The sequence below is a fragment of the Nocardia sp. NPDC050378 genome (assembly GCF_040655675.1).
Classification (GTDB): Bacteria; Actinomycetota; Actinomycetes; order Mycobacteriales; family Mycobacteriaceae; genus Nocardia; species Nocardia coubleae.
The window spans coordinates 120,786-137,375 of record NZ_JBFAKI010000005.1 but is presented as its reverse complement, the minus strand read 5'-3'; the positions used below and the strand labels follow the sequence as shown (position 1 = coordinate 137,375).

Genomic DNA, 16,590 nt, shown 5'->3' with positions numbered 1-16,590 from the left:
TCCGTGCGGGGCCACCGGTGTTTTCAGTGCTGTTCGTAGGTGCCGACGAGGGTGGCACGACCCAGGGTGTGGAAGAACAGGTTGAACCCGAGGTAGGCCGGGCTGGCGTCGGGGCCGACTTCGAGTTCGGGCACGTCGACGGCGTGCACGACCACGAAGTACCGGTGCGGCCCATGGCCTTTCGGCGGGCCCGCGCCGACGAACCCGGGGAATCCGCCGTCGTTGCGCAACGACACCGCACCGGCGGGCAGGGATCCGCCCTCGCTGCCCGCACCGGTGTCGAGCGAGGTCACCGAGGCGGGGATGTTCGCGACCGCCCAGTGCCAGAACCCCGACGCGGTCGGGGCGTCCGGGTCGTACACGGTGACCGCGAAACTCTGTGTGCCCTCGGGGAATCCGGACCAGCTCAGCTGCGGGGAGATGTCCTTGCCACCCGCGCCGAACACCCCGGAGACCTGATCGTTGGCCAGCGGCTGCCCGTCGGTGATGTCGGTGGAGGTGAGGGTGAACGACGGCACCTTCGGCAGCGCGTCGTACGGGTTGTAGGTCATAGCGGCCTCTCTGTGTTGTTGGCGGCTGGGCCCGCGGGTTCAGCTGTTCAGCAGGAAGTGTTCCATCACCCGGGTGCCGAATTCCAGGGACTGCACCGGTACCCGTTCGTCGACGCCGTGGAACAGGGCGGTGAAGTCGAGGTCCGGCGGCAGCTGCAGCGGTGCGAAACCGAAGCAGCGAATTCCCAAGCGGGCGAACGCTTTCGCGTCGGTGCCGCCGGAGAGCATGTAGGGCACGGTTCGCCCGTCGGGGTCGTTGGCCAGCACCGCGTCGTTCATGGCGTCGACGAGGTGGCCGTCGAAGGTGGTTTCGTAGGAGTCGAGTTTGGTGATCCACTCGCGTTCCACGTCGGGGCCGATCAGTTCGTCGACCTCGCGTTCGAACGCGGCCTGGCGCCCCGGTACCACCCGGCAGTCGACCACGGCCTCGGCGGTCTGCGGAATCACGTTGGCCTTGTACCCGGCCGAGAGCATGGTCGGGTTGGCGGTGTCGCGCAGCGTGGCACCGATGATGCGGGAGATGGTGCCCAGCTTGGCGAGCTGACCTTCGATGTCGGGACTGTTCGGGTCGAACTGCAGGCCGGTTTCCTCGGTGACGGCGGCCAGGAATTCGGCCACCGAGTCCGAGAGCACCACGGGGAAGGTGTGTTTCCCGAGCCGGGCCACCGCGTCGGCCAGAATGGTGACCGCGTTGTCCTCGTGCAGAAACGACCCGTGACCCGCGCGAGCCTTGGCCCGCAACCGCATCCAGCCCAGGCCCTTCTCGGCCGTCTCCACCAGGTACAGCCTGCGTTCGGTACCGTCCGGGCGCGGCACGGTCAGCGAGAACCCGCCGACCTCACCGACGGCTTCGGTGACGCCGTCGAACAGGTCGGGCCGGTTGTCGACCAGCCACTGCGAGCCCCATTTGCCGCCGTTCTCCTCGTCGGCGAGGAACGCGAACACCAGGTCTCGCGGCGGCACGGTGCCCTCGGCCTTGAACTGCCGCGCCAGCGCCAGGGTCATCCCGACCATGTCCTTCATGTCGATCGCGCCACGCCCCCACACGTATCCGTCCTGTACGGCGCCCGAGAACGGGTGCACGCTCCAGTCGGCCGCTTCGGCGGGAACCACGTCGAGGTGTCCGTGGATCATCAGCGCGCCCCGGCTCGGGTCGGCCCCACGCAGGCGGGCGAACACATTGCCGCGCCCCGGCGCTCCCGATTCGACGTACTCGGTCTCGTACCCCACCTCCCGCAGTTGCGCCGCGACCCACTCGGCACACTCTCGTTCGCCCTTGGTGGTCGCGAGCTCACCGGTATTGGAGGTGTCGAACCGGATCAGCGTACTGACCAGCCCCACCACCTCGTCTTCCGCGCGAGACCGTCGATCGACTCCAGAACTTTCGCCAGATGCCACCACGCCCCTTTCCTACCACTGTTCGTCGTCTCGACGCGCCCCGCGTAGGCATCACCCCGGTATTTAGATTCTCACTTAATTAAATCTGTGCTTAACTATAGGGGTGCACGCTTTGGACATCCTCGGGGATCCGGTTCGCCGCCGGATTCTGGAACTGCTCGCCGCCGGCGAACGCGGTGCGGGCGCGATCAGTGACGCTGTGCGACAGGAATACCCGATCTCCCACCCCGCGGTGTCGCATCACCTGCGGGTCCTGCGGGAGAACGGGTTCGCGACCGTTCGCGCGGAAGGCACCCGGCGCCTCTACGCGGTCGATAGCGCCGGTATGCGTCAGGCCGACGAATGGCTCGACGGGTTCCGCCACCTGTGGCAGACCCGGCTCGACGCCCTCGACACCGAGATCGCCCGCGGCAAACGCGAGCGACGCAGCTGAAGGAGACAGCGATGCTCGACATCATCGATCAGATCAACCGCACCATGACAGACCTCGGGCCGTCGAAACAGGTGCGGCTCGCACGGACCTACGACACGACCGCCGAGGACCTGTGGGACGCGTGCACCGACCCGGGGCGCCTGTCACGGTGGTTCGAGCCGGTCAGTGGTCAGCTGCGAGAAGGCGGCCGCTATCGGCTCGACGGCAGCGGAACGACCGGCACCATCGAAGAGTGCGTCGCGCCGACACGGCTACGCATCACCTGGGAGTACGGCGGCGACACGAGCGTGGTCGAGGTGACGATCACCGGCACCGAGGGTGGGGCGACCCTGGAGCTCACACACACCGTGCCGGACAATGAACACTGGCGAACCTACGGCCCCGGCGCCACCGGCGTCGGCTGGGAAACCTCGTTCCTGGCAGTGGGTTCGTTCTTGTCCGGCGACGACAGGGCGACCCCGGCGGAGCTGGAAAAGCTGCTGTCCACACCGGAGGGCGCCGAGTACATCCGGCGCGCCGCGAGCGCCTGGGGCGACGCGCACGCCACCGCCGGGACCGATCCGGCGACTGCCCGCACGGCCGCCGACCGCGTGGCCACCTTCTACACCAGCGCCGAGTAGGCCCTGGACGCGACGGGCGCAGGCGAGCCCTCAGGAGCCTCGCACAGCCGCGGCCAGCGCCGCGTCCGCGAGCGCTTTCGCCGCCTCGCGCGGTGCGTGGTGGGCGAAGGCGGTGACGAGATCGCGGATTCCTTGCCGCATGCCCGGTGTGAGGCGGGCGTGCCGTGCCACGTCGAGCTCGTTGGCGATGGTGAGGACGGCGAAGGCGTGCAGGTCGGCTCCGGTGATCGTGACCGATCCGTCGGTGAAACGGTCGGTGACCCGCAGTGACGGTTTCCCCAGTCCACGGTAGGTCGGTGTGCGCGCACAGGCGCCGTAGCGGTAGACCAATTCCTCGGCAGGACAACCGATCACCTCTGCCAATCGGTGTCGCTGAGTGGTCGGCAGGAGTGCCGTGGCGAACCCGTCCGTGCCGTAGGTGGCGTGGCAGATCGCGGCGAGCCGGGTGCGTCGTGGGGCGTTCCACTCGGTGGTGATGTTGTGCACGCGCCGCAGGTGATCGAGCAGGTTCCCGCCCGGGTGCTCGACGCGTTCGGCGCCGAGTGCTCGCTGGAATTCCGATGCCGCGCGCACGGTGTCCTCGTCCAGACAGCTATCGGCGTGCACCGCCATGAGATCCGCGAGTTCTTCCGGTGCGTCACGGGCAACCAGGTGGCCTGCTTCGGCGATCGCGGCGGTGGTGACGTGTCGGTTCGCCCGGCGCAGACGGTGCACATCGGCGTCTGCGAGGAAGGAGCGGCCGCCGCGCACGAGCAGGATGGGCAGGTCCACTGTGCTGATGGTGGCGAGCAATGCGGGCCCGGATCCGAGGATGTCGTCGGTGAGGTCCTCGAGGCGTGCACCGAAGCCCTGGTCGCGCAACCAGGTTCGTGCCATCTCCGGGTCCGGATCGGGAACGACGTCCACCAGGATCAGCCCGGCGACCCTGGGCCGGACGGCAGGTTCGGCCAGCGCCGCGATGGCGGCGAAGCCGCCGAGGGAGGCTCCGGCGACCACCACGGGCCCGGAGTCGCGACCGATGAGCGCGGCCACGTCGTCGGCGAGCGGCCGAAGAGTGGCGACCTGCCCGGAACTGTCGCCGTGGCCGCGCAGGTCGACCGCAACGGTGCGGTAGCCACGTGCCGCGAGCCGTGCCGCGATCGGCGACCACACGCCGCGACGCTCTCCCCCGGCATGCAGCAGCAGAACCGTGGGTCCCTGGCCGCGGACCGTGGCGCGCAGTGTGGCGTCGCCCAGAACGATATCGGTATGGATCATCGCGGTACCCCAAACCTTGACGTGTCCAGGTAACGGTAGACTTGCGGCCTTGACGAGTCAAGGTAGTGTGACGATGTGAGCATGCCGAGAGTGCGGAGACGTCCCGAGGAGGCGCGTCAGGCGATCCTCGACGCCGCCGCCACGCTCCTGGCCGAGGGCGGTCCCGCGGCCGTGCAGGTCCGCGCGGTCGCCGCCCGCGTCGGCATGACCGACGCGGGCGTCACCCATCACTTCCGGAACCGGCAGACCCTGCTCACCGAACTCCTGCGACACGGCGGCCGCCGGCTCCGAGCGGGCCTCGCGCACATCGTCACGGCGTGGCTGGACGACAACGCCGACCTGCCCGCACTCATCACCGCACTCCACGACTTCTACCGCGGCGGCTACGCCGATCTCGCCGTCGCCCTGCACGCCGCGGGATGGCGCGATCGGGGCAGCGGCATGCTCGACCCCGTCGTCGAGGCCCTGCACCGTGCCCGCCCACCGGGCAGTTCTCTCGACGACACCCGCCATGCGGTCGCGGCTCTGCATCAGGCCGTGGCGATGGATGTCCGTTACGGCAACGCTTTCCGGCGCAGCGCCGGGCTCACCGACGCCGACGCGACCTTCGACGCACACGCACAGTGGTGGGCACACCAGCTCGAAACCACCCTCGGCCTGTCCGCGTCCGGCCGGGCTCAGGGTTCGAGCACGTAACGACCACGCGCCCCACCTTCGGCCATGGCCCGGTGAGCGTCGGCGGCCCGGTCCAGCGGCAGGACCGCGTGCACCCGCGTGGGCAATCGGCCTGCCGCGGCGAGGGCGAGCAGCTGCCCCAAGCGTAATCCATCCGATCGCACCATCAGCACGTTCACCGTGATCCCCCGCTCCACCGCGGGCACGATATTGGGCCGGACACCGACGAACACTCCACCGTCGCGGACCGGTTTCAGGCCCCACGTCTGCTGCGGGGTGGCGTCGACGACCGCGTCCCACCCGGGCTCCACCGCGGTGACGAAGTCGGCGCCGAGCCCACGCACGAACTGTTCGTCGGCCGCTCTGGCCAGACCGGTGACCCGCCAGCCGCGGTCGGGGGCGAGCGCGGCGACACCGGCCCCGATGGCACCGGCGGCACCGATCACCAGCAGCCGGTCACCGTCGGCGGGTGCCTCGCCGAGCATGTCGACGATCTGCGCGGCGCTCAGAGCACTGAGTGGCACCGTGGCTGCCGGGACCAGGTCGAGCCCGTCCGGCACGACCGCGAGGTCGGTGGCGGGCACGACGAGTTGTTCGGCGTAGGTGCCGAAGTCGCGGTCGAAGCCGAGCACGAGACCGGCGACTCGGGTCCCGACCGCCAGGTCGACGCCGGGTCCGGTGGCCAGGACGGTGCCGGCGAAGTCCCAGCCCAGGCCGGTGTGTTCGGGTTGGTCGATCATCCCGAGATCGTGGAAGAAGCCGCTGACGACACCGAGGTCGGTGGGGTTGACCGGTGCGGCGGCGACGCCCACCCGCACCTCACCGGGTCCGGGCTCGACGACGCGGACATCGATGATCTCGATCGAGTCGGGTCCGGCGGGCGTGCGGACGACGGCGGCCCGGAAAGTGTTCTCTGTATTCATGATTGGCTCCTCCATCAGTGCTGATGGGTTCGAGCCTGCTCACGGGATTTGGAAGGCGTTTGGAATCGACTTGAAACCGTGCTCACGCCGCCTCCCGGCTGTGCTGTCCGCGTCGGATCGGCGATCATGCGGACCCTCCGAGGCCGGACTGCTTCCGGAACCGGTCAGCTGAGCACCGCGATGCGCGCCCTGGATTCGGCGGCCCAATGCGGGGCGTTCCACCGGTCGGCGATCTCGGCCGCCTGCGCGAAATGCGCGGCCGCCTCCTCGCCGCGACCGAGGAACTGGGCTAGTTCACCCAAGACGTAGGCGACCGGACGCACCGCCAGCGACACGCTCTCCGCGCCCGCGGGAGGACCGTCGCGGTGCGGCAGCAGGTCCGTGTAGACCGTTTCGGCCCCGTCGCGGTCGTTCACGGCGATCAGGGCCAGCGCGCGCAGGCTCGTCAGGAAGGTGAAGAAGAAGTCGGCGCGGATGGGGGCCGGTGGTGTCGGCTCCACCTCGTTGCCGCGACCCGCGGCGTGCAGGGCCAGTGTCAGCAGGTCGGCGACCATCGGGCCCAGCGCGGCGTGGAAGGCGCGGACCTCGTCCAGGTGGGCGCCGAGGGTGCCGTCGTTGATCCAGATCGCCGCGCGGGCGATGCGGAGGAACCCGGCGGCGTGCACCGACCCGGCGCGTTCCATGCGTTGGGTGGCGGTGATGTAGCGGCGTTCGGCGTCGGCGAACCGTCCCTCGATCAGTACCAGTGTCGCCAGCGCGATCTCGGCCGCACCGACCGCTTCGGGCATCCGGTAGGCGCGGGCCAGGTCGCGCGCTTGTTCACTGACGCGACGCATGGTCGTCGGATCGTTGGCGGCGGCGGCACCGGCAGCCAGGTTGAGCAGGGCGGTGATGCGGTACACGGGCAGGTCGTGTTCGGTGCCGATCACCAGGAGTTCCCGCGAGTACTCCTGCCGACCGGAGGCGCGCGCCAGGATCAGCAGGGCGGCGGCGCGCAGCCCCGGGGAGGCCGCCGACTCGAGTGCTTCCAGAGCCGCGGGCATGACCGTCGGATCGTCTTCGCCGACCAGTTCGTGGGTGTAGGCGATGAGCAGATGAGCGCGCACCTGGCGGTCGAGGTCGGGGCGGGTGAGCAACCGGGCGAGCCGTTCGACGATCGGGCGGTCGACCGTGCCGTACATCCGGGACTGCCACGGTGTCGGTTCGGTCCAGGCGGTGAACGCGGCGATCATCAGGTCCTCACGTCCCAACGACTCGGCGAACTCCACGGCCTCCTCGCGCGTGCGCCTGGCGCCCGCGATGGACCCGGCCCTGACCTGTGCTCGCAGCAGTCTGCCGAGCAGATCCACCCGTTCGTCCGGTTCGCGGGCCGCGGCGACGGCATCGGTGAGGAGCGCGACCGCCACATCGTGGGCGTAGCGCGCCTCGGCCAGTTCGGCGGCTCGCACGCAGTACCCGACGGCTTTCGGCGATCCGGCCCGCGCCCAGTGGTGTGCCAGGGCGACGATGTCGCCGGAGCCTTCGAGGGCCGCGGCGATCCGCGCATGCATCCTCGTCGTGCGTGCCCGGCTGACACCGGTGACCAGGGTGTCTCGGACCAGGGCGTGCACGAACCGGACACGACCGGGCCCCGGTTCGTCGAGCAGCCCGGCGATGACGCCCGCGTCCACGGCGTCGAGCACGCCGTCCTCGTCGGTGTCGGCGGCGCGCACGAGCACGTCGACCGAGCATTCCCGGCCGGCTACCGCCGCCAACCGCAGCACGGACACACCGCTGTCGGGCAACCGTGCGAGCCGTCGCCGCAGCACGTCGCGGACACCCTCGGGAACCTCCGAGAGCGCGACCAAAGCGCCTTCACCGTTGAGCAGGCGTGCGGTCTCGCGCACGTAGAAGGGGTTGCCGCCGGTTCTTTCGGCGATTCCGGCCACGGTCGAGTCGTCGGTGTCGCATTCGGTCCGCACGAGTTCGGCGACGGCGTCGTGGTCGAGACCGGGCAGGTCGAGCCGCAGCGGGGCGGTGCGGGCCAGGGTGGCGAGTGTTTCGGTGAGGCGCTCGCTTTCGTCCGAACGGTAGGCGGCGACGATCAGGATCGGGGCCCGGGTGTCGATGCCGCCGGTGAGCAGTTCCAGGGTGGCGGCGTCGGCCCAGTGCAGGTCGTCCAGCACGACGGCGACCGGACGGTCGGTGGCGGCCGCGGCGAGCCGGGCCCACACGGCTCGGCGGAGCCGGAATCGTCCGGCGGCCGCGTCGCCGTGGGTGGGCGCGGAGTCCGCGAGCAGCGGCGCCAGGTCTTCGGAGAACGGTTGGGGCGCAGCACTTTCGTTGATCGATCGCAGCACTTCGACCCAGGCCCAGGCCGGTGGTGCGCTGTCGACGTCGGGGCAGCGCCCGGCGGCTACGAGCCATCCGTCGCGGGTGAGTGTCGTGGCGAGGTGCTCGAGCAGGGTCGACTTGCCCTGTCCCGCTTCGCCGGTGATCAGGGCGGTTCGTGCGCCGTCGGTGATCGCTTGCTCGGCGGCTCTGGTCAGGGCTGCGAGTTCGTGGTCGCGTCCGACAAACGGGGTGGGCGCCCGGCCGTTATCGAATACCGTCGAGACTGAGCGTGATCCGACGCTCCCGGCGTAGTTCTTCCCCGGGCCGACCGCACCTGGTCCGGCCGCGCCGGCGCGGACCTCGCCGGAGCCGACATTGCCCACCTCCACCTTACGGCCGCCGCCCGCACCCGCTGCGTCTTCGCGCGCATTCCGGCTCCCGGGCAGCACTGTCCGCTGCGAGGATGCCTCCGGAACCGCCGCACGGAGAAAGTCCGTGCGCTGAGCCAGGATCGCCTCTTCCAGCTCCACCAGGTCCGGGCCCGGATCGAGGCCGAGCTCATCGGCGAACAGGGTGCGGGCGCGACGCAGTGCGGTCAGCGCATCGGCCTGACGCCCACTGCTCCACAGCGCCAGCGCGTGCAGCCGCCACCCTTCCTCGCGCAGGGGTTCGTCGCGAGTCAGGGTCTCGGTGTCGGGAACGACCGTCGCCGCCCGGCCCAGGCGCAGACCTGCCCCGATGCGCAGTTCGCGCGCGACCAGGCGCAACTCGTGCAGCCGTGCTGTTTCGGCTGCCACCCAGGGCTCGTCGGCGACCTCGGCGAACGCTGGACCGCGCCACAGCGCCAATGCCTCGTCGAGCCGGGCGCGCGCGTCCTCGGGATCGGTCAGTGCGCGGGCTTGTTCGAGCAGTTCCTCGAACCGCCAGGCGTCCACCGCATGCTTGGGCAGGTGCAGCGCGTAACCAGGTGCGGCGCTCACCAGCAGACGTGCCGGTGCTCGTGGTGCTCGGTCCGGTTCCAGCAGGCGGCGCAGGTTCGACACATACGCCTGCAACGACGCCAACGCCCGCGACGGTGCTTCCCCACGCCACAGATCCTCGACCAGCCGGTCCACCGGCACCACCTGCCCGCGTGCGGCCACCAGCAGGGCGAGCACACCGCGTTGACGCGGCCCACCGAGGGCAAGCGGTTCGCCGCCGACCTCGGCCGCGAACGAGCCCAACACCCGGATCAAGACCATGACCAGCCATATCGTACCCGCGCAGGCCCGCACGGTTCCAAGTCGGCTCCAACTGCCTTCCAAACCTCGGCGAGCAGTCTCGTTCACATCGAAACCCGTTGAAAGGCAGGACAGTATGAGCATCACCACCCAGGGCATGCGGATCGGCACAGTGGGACGAAAGGTGGTCACGAGATATCGGGTCACCACCGTGATGGCCGTGATCTGCGCGGCGGCACCGTTGTATTTCGGGCTGAGTTTCCTGCTCGCTCCCGAGAGCTCGCCCGCCGGTTTCGGTATCGCGCCGTGGCCCACCGGCAATGCCGACGGCTATTTCGTCGTCAAGGGCGTGCGCGACATCTCCACCGCCGCGGTGGCGTTCCTCGTGCTCGCCTTGGGCCACCGTCGCGTCCTCGGCTGGATCGTGCTGATCAATGCGGTGATCCCGTTCGGCGACGCGCTGGCCGTGGTGACGCACGGTGGAACGGTGACGACAGCGCTGACAGTGCATATTTCGGCCATGCTGTTCGTCCTGGCAACAGCCGCACTGCTCCTCACCGAGCGACCTGCCCGCGCATAGTGCAAGCCGGAACGGTCGGTGTGGTCACGCGGATCACACCGACCGTTCATCCGCCGCAGACACACGGTTCTGTCGGTAGTCCGACGAGACAGCGAGAACGAATGTGAGGTCCTGCGACGGTCTGATGATGCGCAGCTGTACAGCTCCTGATCCAGTCCGCACGGCCGAATCGCTGACGCGGCTAATGGATCAATTCGATGCCCCGAGACTCCAACACCGTCCGCAGGTGAGGCGCGAGCGATTCCGCACCGAGAACGCGCTTCAGATTCGGGAGGAGGTGGAGGTCCTCCACACTGGCAACGTCGAACTGCTCGGTTTCGCCGTCCCAGTGTGGGCAGCATTGGAAGTAGACCTGACAGCCTCCGTCGAAGATGAGCTGTTCAACCCCTGCGAGCAGTTCGGTGGAAAGCTCGAGGTTCTCGAAGTAGGCCTTCGCTTCCGGGACGATCTGGTCGAAGTAGTTGTCGACGGAGTACTCCCAGAGGTCACCATCGAAGCCCTGGGCTTTCAGCGTGTCCTCGAGCGACCAGGGCTCGAGCTTGGGTGCCTCGCTGTACATGAGTTCTTCGATAACTGCCAGTTTGAGATTGAAGTCCACGAACGTCGTCACATGCTCAAACTAGCGTCGGCCTACGACAACTATTGTCGCGACGCCCCAGAACCCACTCGACCCCGGAGTGCCGCCGACTTGCGGCGGGTGTTTCGCTGATGTGGTGAGCGCGCGGATTGTTCGGATCGGGATCGTAGCGGCTGCCGGGGTGGCGACGCTGGCCGGCATTGCAGGTGTGGCGCTGCACTTTTCGCCGTGGGCGGTGGAACCGGTGGTGTTGACGGCGTCGGCGGCGCCGTATCTGATGTGCGGTGCCGTGGTGGGGGTTGTTGGTTTCGCGGGTGTCAGGCAGTGGATAGCGACCGGTGTGGCGGGGATTGTCGTCGCGGCCGGTCTGGCGACCCAGGCACCCCTGTATGTTGCCGAGGACGGGTCGGACGGTCCGGCGATCATGGCGATGCAGGCCAATCTGCTGTTCGACGGTGCCGATCCGGTGGTACTCGTGAACGAGGTACGTGCGCGGGATATCGCGGTGCTGACTGTCAACGAACTCACCCGCCCTGCGGTCGAGGAGCTGGGTCGCGCGGGGCTGGATGCCCTGCTCCCGTACCGATACCTCGCACCGGGACAGACCGCGAGCGGCACCGGAATCTGGAGCCGATTTCCCTTGTCGGACACTGTCGAATACGACGGGTACGTCCTGAACCAGATCTCGGCCACCGCCACCGTTCCCGAGATCGGTCCGGTTTCGATCTTCGCCTTCCATCCGGTCCCGCCGATCTACGACACGGGCGTGTGGGCCGATGAACTGACCCGGCTCGGGCAGGTATTGGACGGTGCGCCCGCCGATCGTCCGGTCCTGGTCGGCGGTGATTTCAACGCCACCCACGACCATGCCCGGTTCCGCCGAATGGCCTCGGGTCGCTACGCCGACGCGGCCGGGCAGGCAGGCGCGGGCCACCTGGTCACCTATCCGACCGACAAATCGATCCCTCCGTTGGTCGGAATCGATCATTTCCTGCTCGCCGGCGCGCAAGCCACGGACGTGGAGACCGTCGATCTGCCCGGTGCCGATCACCGAGCCCTGGTGGCGCGCATCGTATTTCCCCGATCCCGGGGCTAGTTCCGCACCCGAGCGAGCACCGCTTCGACCCGCGCCCGCATCGCATTCCCGGCCGCGAGCACGGGTTCGGTCGACCGCAATGTCCGCCCGAGCACGAACGCACCTTCCAGTGCCGACAGCACACCGAGTACTAAATCGCGCGCCTCGTGCTCGACCAGCCCACGCCGCACGAAATACGTTGTGCCCTGGTCGATCCAGTCGGTGATGACCTCGGCCACCACCTCCCGCAGTTGCGGTTCGGAGTCGGCGATCTCGCCCGCCACCGTGCCGACGGGGCACATGTTGATCCACCCGGATTCCTCGAGCGTGCGGGCGGCGTCGGCGAACGCGGACGACACCGCGACGGCAAGGTCCTCGTGCGGGTCCATCAGCAGCGGCAGCAACTGGATGTAGGCGGCGCCGGAATCCCGTAGGGCCACCGCGGCGATCTGCGGTTTGCCCTGCGGGAAGTGGTGGTAGAGCGAGCCCATCGGCGCGTCGGCGGCGGCGGTGATCTGCTTGACCGTGATCGCGCTGTACCCGTGCGTGCGCATCAGTTCGGCGACGGCGGCGATCAGGCGTTCCCGGGTAGGCGTTGACATCTTCTCCCTCACGACTCCAGACTAGAGCAAACGCACTAGAGTGTTCGCTCTAACTGGAGGTTCTCATGCCGTCCGTCGAACTGCCCGCCGGCCGCGTCCACTACACCGAGCGTGGGGAGGGGCCGCCGGTCGTGCTGCTGCACGGGCTGTTGATGAACCACCGGGTCTGGGATTCGGTCATCGATCTGCTGCCCACCGGGTTTCGCTATGTGCTGCCGGATCTACCGTTGGGCGCGCACCCCGAGCCGCTGCGTCCGGGCACCGACCTGAGTCTGCGCGGGCTGAACCAGCTGATCGCGGACTTCCTCACCGCTCTCGACCTGCACGATGTCACCTTGGTGCACTCGGACTGGGGTGGTGGCCTGTTCCTGACCGCCTACGGTCTCGACGAGCGGGTGGCGCGGCTGATCGTCTTCCCCAGCGAGGCGTTCGACAACTTCCCGCCCGGCTTGCCCGGCAAATCCGCGATCCTCGCCTCCTACCTGCCGGGCGGTATCACCTTGGCCCTGCGCCAGTTGCGCGTGCGCTGGTTGCGCGAGACTCCACCGCTGTTCGGCTGGATGGCGAAATTCCCCCTGTCCGACGAGCTCGTGCGCGCCTGGACCGACCCCGGTCTGCGCGATGCCGGTATCCGCCGCGACCTGCTCGCCTACACCCGCTCCGGTTTCGACAAGGCCGAACTGATCGCCGCGACCGAAGCGCTGCGACACTTCCAGGGTGAGGCATTGATCCTGTGGTCGTCGGCGGGCAAGGTGATGCCCCGCGAGCACGGCCGCCGCCTCGCCGACCTGATCCCCCGCGCCCGCCTGGTCGAGATCGACGATGCCTATGTGTTGTCGATGCTCGACCAGCCGGACGCGGTCGCCGCCGCTGTCACCGAGTTCCTCACCAGCACGGCGGTTCGCCCGACGGAAAGGTGAGTCAGCCGACCTCGAGGGTGGTGTTCACCGGTGTGACGCCGGTCGTCGAGTCGAGCACGGGGCAGTGCGCGTCGACGGCTTCCTGCAGTTCGGCGTAGCGCTGCGGTGTCTCGGGGCCGTTGATCCGCACGGTGACCCGCACCGCCTGGAACCCCGCACGCACTGTGTCGTCGATGCCGAAGAACCCGCGCACGTCCAGGTCGCCTTCGGCGGTGATCGCGAGATCGTCGACGCTGATCCCGAGTCGCTCCGCCCAGAATCGATAGGTCACCACCTGGCAGGAAACGAGTGCCGCCAGGTACACCTCCACCGGATTGGCGGCGGTGTCGGCGCCACCGAGCGTGGGCGGTTCGTCGACGCGCACCGTGTGGGTGCGCGCGGTGACCACGCTGCCCACCGTGCCCTCGGGCGTCGCCGCCGCACGGAACACCACGTGCGCATGGGCGGTATCGAGGGCCACCGCCTTCGCTGTCGCTTCGGAAATGTTGTTCAAGGCCGCGAGCTGACTGGTCATGCCCGCACGCTATCGACGCGGACATCTCCGGCCAACCGATGATTTCCGGGTGATTTCAACCCCTGCTCAACGGGCGACACCCAGCGACAATGCGGCGAAGGCCTTCGGGGCGCCGGGTTGGTAGAACCGGTCGAGTTCCACTGTTTCGAATCCGGCATCGGCGATCAGCGCGGGGATGTCGCGCGCCAGATGGCATCCACCGGCGATCCGCTGCTGGATCGGATCGAGCCGGTACTGCCACACCCGAACCGACTCGTCCGGCGCCAACCCGTGCTCGACGAAATGCAAGGTGCCACCAGGCTTGAGCACCCGCCGGATCTCGGCGAGCGCCGCCGCGACATCGGGAATCGTGCACAACGTGAATGTCGATAACGCGGTGTCGAAACTGCCGTCCCCGAACGGCAGCGCCTGCCCGTCCAACCCGGCCCGCTCGATCGGAACCCGGCTGGCCGCAACCCTTTTCGCCGCGATGTTCCACCCCACATCAGCGGGCTCCACCCCACTGACCCGCTCCACCGTCTCGGGATAGAACCCCACATTGTTCCCGGACCCGAATCCCACCTCCACCACGTTCCCCCGCAACCCGGAACACACCCGCCGCCGCAGCGAGTCGTTCACCCGCGCCCCACACACCTTGTCGGTGAGATGCGGAAGAACCCGATCGGTGTAGAAACCCATCCCCCGATCATCCTCGCCGACCAGCCACCAGAAAAGACCCGGTACAGCGTCGGCCGCAGGACCGGGCGAGGCTCAGTCCGAGTCGGTTCAGGCGAGGCGGCGGTCGAAGACCTGGGTGCCGATCGCAGTGGCCGGGTCGACGGTGACGACGCGGGCGCGCATCGAGTCGGGGTGCAGGTCCAGAACCATGAAGCCCAGTTCGTGGTGGGTTTGGTAGAGGGCGTTGTGGCGGCCGGCGGGTTCGCCGGGCTGACCGGTGGAGGTTTTGGCCGCCGCACCGGAGATGATCTGGCGGGTGCCCTTGGTGGCGGGGGTGGGTTCGAGGATCTGCATGGTGTGGTCGTGGCCGGACAGCAGCAGCGAGACCTTGCCCAGGACGTGGTCTTCGAAGAAGCGTTTGGCGTGGATGCCGTTGAGCGGTTCGATCGGCAGGCCCTCGTAGTTGCCCGCGTCACCGTGGGAGCCGTTGCTCAGGTAGGGGTGGTGCGTGCAGGCGATCTTCCACTGCGCGGTCGACTCGGCCAGTGCCCGGTCGAGCCAGGCGCGCTGTTCGTTCATATAGGGGCCGTCGACCGCCCAGTACGGGTCGAACACGGGCGGAATGTAGGCAGCCAGGGGGTTCACGTCGAGAACGAAGAACTCCACGACGGGGTTTTCCTCGGGTACGCGCAGTGAGTAATAGCGGCTCGGCATCCACCAGCGCGGCGAATTGGCGTGATAGGCCACCTCGTGGTTGCCGCGCGGCAACCAACCGCCGTCGCCGGGAAACACCGAGCTGGTGTCGTGATTGCCGAGCACCATCGCCCAGGGGAAGTCCAGACCGGTGTTGGGGTCCTCGAATTTCGTCGCGAACTGGATGTCGTCGGGCCCGTTCGGCCCGGCTTCATAGATGTTGTCGCCGAGGCCGACGGCGAGCGAAAACGGTTCACGCGCATGGAATTCCCGTGCCGCGTCGGCTACAGCCCACTGCGTGCGCGTCCCGGTCCCGGCATCACCGGTGACCAGCACCCGCACCCCGTGCCCCGCCGTCGGCGGGAATTTCGCCACCGCTGCTGGCACCGCACCGGCCGGGGTGAGCCCGACCAACGTCAGACCCGCGACGACACCGGCCGCGCCCGCGAGAACCTCGCGCCTGCCCAGACCGTTCGACCGCACGTTGAGCTGCTCGTCCATGCTCACCTTTCCGAGTTCACCCGTCGACCGCTCGATCGAAGCACAACACCCCGGCCGCTACGGCACCTCACCCAGCGCGTTTCGATGAACAATAGAACAACATGGACGTTCGCCCAGTTAGCGTCGTGGAAATTGCCAGCTGCCGGTCGCACTACCTCACCCGACGGCACATCAGCATCTGACCGGCCCCGACCTGGAATTCGTAGTCGACATCGACAACCCGGCAGTCGACACCGTCTTCAGCCAGTTCGGAAATCAACGCACGCAGTTGTGGATACGGCGTGCGCGAACCGATCGGGACAAGCGGGAACACCCTGAGCTCGGTACCGATCCGCAGCAGTTCGACGATGGCTCGCCGATGGAATTCGGGATCGAGATCGTCGGCGTAGCTGAAGAGCAGGTGCGAACTCAGCACGAGGTCGACACTGTTGTCCGCGAACGGCAGCTGCGGCAACCGTCCCGGCACGTAGTGTTGCGGGTGCGCACCGCTGTGGGCGGCAAACTGCCGGGCCGACTCGGAGCGTGCCCGGCGATGCGCGTCGGGATCGGCGAAGAACTCCCACCGATAGTCCTGCGCGTGTGCGCGAACGAAGTCGTTGCCGCGTTCGGCCTCGCCAACAGCGTTTGCCGCCACCTTCGCCAGTCCATCACCGAAATAGGCGACATCGCAGGCGGTCACGTCCCCGCCCCGAGCACACACCTCAGCGGTGAAACCCGCCGCGCCACCCGGGCAATCGAGAATCCGGCGCCGCACATCCCCCTCGCTGAGCGCGAACATCGCCCGATACTCGTCCAGCGAACGAGAACTGACCAGAATTTCCCCGAAACCGCCGGTTCCTGAGGCTGAAGTGCTGTCGCTCATCTGCTGACCTCTCTATCCAGGACCGCCGCCCGGACCCGTCCAGATGTCGTCACGACAAGCACCCGACCGCCCGAGAGGCGGCCACGCAACAACGACGCCGACCGCTACCGGACCGACCACCACTGCTGCGCAAACATCATCACGGCCCGAGTACACCAGCCGCTCCCTCCGCCCGCAACCACATTCGCCCCCCGCCCACGCGATCTCTCCCTGCACCGG

At 68.4% G+C, this 16,590-nt stretch carries 17 protein-coding genes; 6 read left to right on the top strand and 11 right to left on the bottom strand.

The genetic code is table 11. The features are described from left to right. Positions 1 to 23: 23 nt before the first annotated feature. Both AB0I35_RS13425 and AB0I35_RS13420 read right to left on the bottom strand, forming a co-directional pair. Positions 24 to 551 carry a YbhB/YbcL family Raf kinase inhibitor-like protein gene (locus AB0I35_RS13425; protein ID WP_357396107.1) on the bottom strand — a complete coding sequence of 176 codons (528 nt, stop codon included), beginning with the start codon at positions 549 to 551 and terminating at the stop codon, positions 24 to 26. Positions 552 to 590: 39 nt separating this feature from the next. Then, positions 591 to 1,952: a M20/M25/M40 family metallo-hydrolase gene (locus AB0I35_RS13420; RefSeq protein ID WP_357396106.1), complete on the bottom strand. Its 1,362-nt coding sequence runs from the start codon at positions 1,950 to 1,952 to the stop codon at positions 591 to 593. A 100-nt stretch (positions 1,953 to 2,052) separates the two neighbouring features. On the opposite strand from AB0I35_RS13420, the gene AB0I35_RS13415 reads away from it, so the two are divergent. Next, the gene (locus AB0I35_RS13415; RefSeq protein WP_357396105.1) at positions 2,053 to 2,382 is read left to right on the top strand and encodes a metalloregulator ArsR/SmtB family transcription factor; all 330 of its coding nucleotides are present in this window, start codon (positions 2,053 to 2,055) and stop codon (positions 2,380 to 2,382) included. An 11-nt stretch (positions 2,383 to 2,393) separates the two neighbouring features. Beyond that, positions 2,394 to 3,002 (top strand): SRPBCC family protein, encoded by a 609-nt coding sequence (locus AB0I35_RS13410; RefSeq protein ID WP_357396104.1) that lies wholly within the window; start codon positions 2,394 to 2,396, stop codon positions 3,000 to 3,002. A 30-nt stretch (positions 3,003 to 3,032) separates the two neighbouring features. Here the strand turns inward: AB0I35_RS13410 and AB0I35_RS13405 are convergent, their stop codons facing one another. Further along, entirely contained in the window at positions 3,033 to 4,259 is a 1,227-nt protein-coding gene (locus AB0I35_RS13405) for an alpha/beta hydrolase (protein WP_357396103.1), read from the bottom strand. A gap of 90 nt (positions 4,260 to 4,349) precedes the next feature. Here AB0I35_RS13405 and AB0I35_RS13400 point away from each other — a divergent pair, with 90 nt between their 5' ends. Further along, on the top strand, positions 4,350 to 4,955 hold the full coding sequence (locus AB0I35_RS13400) for a TetR family transcriptional regulator (protein ID WP_357396102.1): 606 nt from the start codon (positions 4,350 to 4,352) through the stop codon (positions 4,953 to 4,955). Here the strand turns inward: AB0I35_RS13400 and AB0I35_RS13395 are convergent. Both AB0I35_RS13395 and AB0I35_RS13390 read right to left on the bottom strand, forming a co-directional pair. Next, positions 4,937 to 5,857, bottom strand: coding sequence for a zinc-binding dehydrogenase (locus AB0I35_RS13395; protein ID WP_357396101.1), 921 nt, complete (start codon positions 5,855 to 5,857; stop codon positions 4,937 to 4,939). The two genes, AB0I35_RS13400 and AB0I35_RS13395, sit on opposite strands and share 19 nt — an antisense overlap. A 164-nt stretch (positions 5,858 to 6,021) precedes the next feature. Next, the gene (locus AB0I35_RS13390) at positions 6,022 to 9,411 is read right to left on the bottom strand and encodes a BTAD domain-containing putative transcriptional regulator (protein WP_357396100.1); all 3,390 of its coding nucleotides are present in this window, start codon (positions 9,409 to 9,411) and stop codon (positions 6,022 to 6,024) included. Between the two features lie 115 nt (positions 9,412 to 9,526). Between AB0I35_RS13390 and AB0I35_RS13385 the strand changes: the two genes are divergently transcribed. Next, the gene (locus AB0I35_RS13385; RefSeq protein ID WP_357396099.1) at positions 9,527 to 9,970 is read left to right on the top strand and encodes a DUF4267 domain-containing protein; all 444 of its coding nucleotides are present in this window, start codon (positions 9,527 to 9,529) and stop codon (positions 9,968 to 9,970) included. Positions 9,971 to 10,151: 181 nt separating this feature from the next. Here the strand turns inward: AB0I35_RS13385 and AB0I35_RS13380 are convergent, their stop codons facing one another. Then, complete coding sequence (locus tag AB0I35_RS13380) at positions 10,152 to 10,580, bottom strand: hypothetical protein (protein WP_357396098.1); 429 nt, start codon at positions 10,578 to 10,580, stop codon at positions 10,152 to 10,154. 103 nt (positions 10,581 to 10,683) lie between these two features. On the opposite strand from AB0I35_RS13380, the gene AB0I35_RS13375 reads away from it, so the two are divergent. After that, positions 10,684 to 11,643 (top strand): endonuclease/exonuclease/phosphatase family protein, encoded by a 960-nt coding sequence (locus AB0I35_RS13375; RefSeq protein WP_357396097.1) that lies wholly within the window; start codon positions 10,684 to 10,686, stop codon positions 11,641 to 11,643. Here AB0I35_RS13375 and AB0I35_RS13370 read toward each other — a convergent pair. Then, the gene (locus AB0I35_RS13370) at positions 11,640 to 12,224 is read right to left on the bottom strand and encodes a TetR/AcrR family transcriptional regulator (RefSeq protein WP_357396096.1); all 585 of its coding nucleotides are present in this window, start codon (positions 12,222 to 12,224) and stop codon (positions 11,640 to 11,642) included. The two genes, AB0I35_RS13375 and AB0I35_RS13370, sit on opposite strands and share 4 nt — an antisense overlap. Positions 12,225 to 12,289: 65 nt before the next feature. Between AB0I35_RS13370 and AB0I35_RS13365 the strand changes: the two genes are divergently transcribed. Continuing rightward, positions 12,290 to 13,144, top strand: a complete 855-nt coding sequence (locus tag AB0I35_RS13365) for an alpha/beta hydrolase (protein WP_357396095.1) — start codon at positions 12,290 to 12,292, stop codon at positions 13,142 to 13,144. Between the two features lies 1 nt (position 13,145). Here AB0I35_RS13365 and AB0I35_RS13360 read toward each other — a convergent pair whose 3' ends face one another. The 4 genes from AB0I35_RS13360 to AB0I35_RS13345 all read right to left on the bottom strand — a co-directional run bounded on the left by AB0I35_RS13360 (position 13,146) and on the right by AB0I35_RS13345 (position 16,371). Continuing rightward, complete coding sequence (locus AB0I35_RS13360; RefSeq protein WP_357396094.1) at positions 13,146 to 13,658, bottom strand: OsmC family protein; 513 nt, start codon at positions 13,656 to 13,658, stop codon at positions 13,146 to 13,148. A gap of 66 nt (positions 13,659 to 13,724) precedes the next feature. Next, the gene (locus AB0I35_RS13355; protein ID WP_357396093.1) at positions 13,725 to 14,336 is read right to left on the bottom strand and encodes a methyltransferase domain-containing protein; all 612 of its coding nucleotides are present in this window, start codon (positions 14,334 to 14,336) and stop codon (positions 13,725 to 13,727) included. A gap of 87 nt (positions 14,337 to 14,423) precedes the next feature. Continuing rightward, positions 14,424 to 15,509, bottom strand: a complete 1,086-nt coding sequence (locus AB0I35_RS13350; RefSeq protein WP_357396092.1) for a metallophosphoesterase — start codon at positions 15,507 to 15,509, stop codon at positions 14,424 to 14,426. A gap of 151 nt (positions 15,510 to 15,660) precedes the next feature. Further along, a complete protein-coding gene (locus tag AB0I35_RS13345; RefSeq protein ID WP_357396091.1) occupies positions 15,661 to 16,371 on the bottom strand; it encodes a methyltransferase domain-containing protein in 711 nt (236 codons plus the stop codon). Positions 16,372 to 16,590 lie beyond the last annotated feature (219 nt).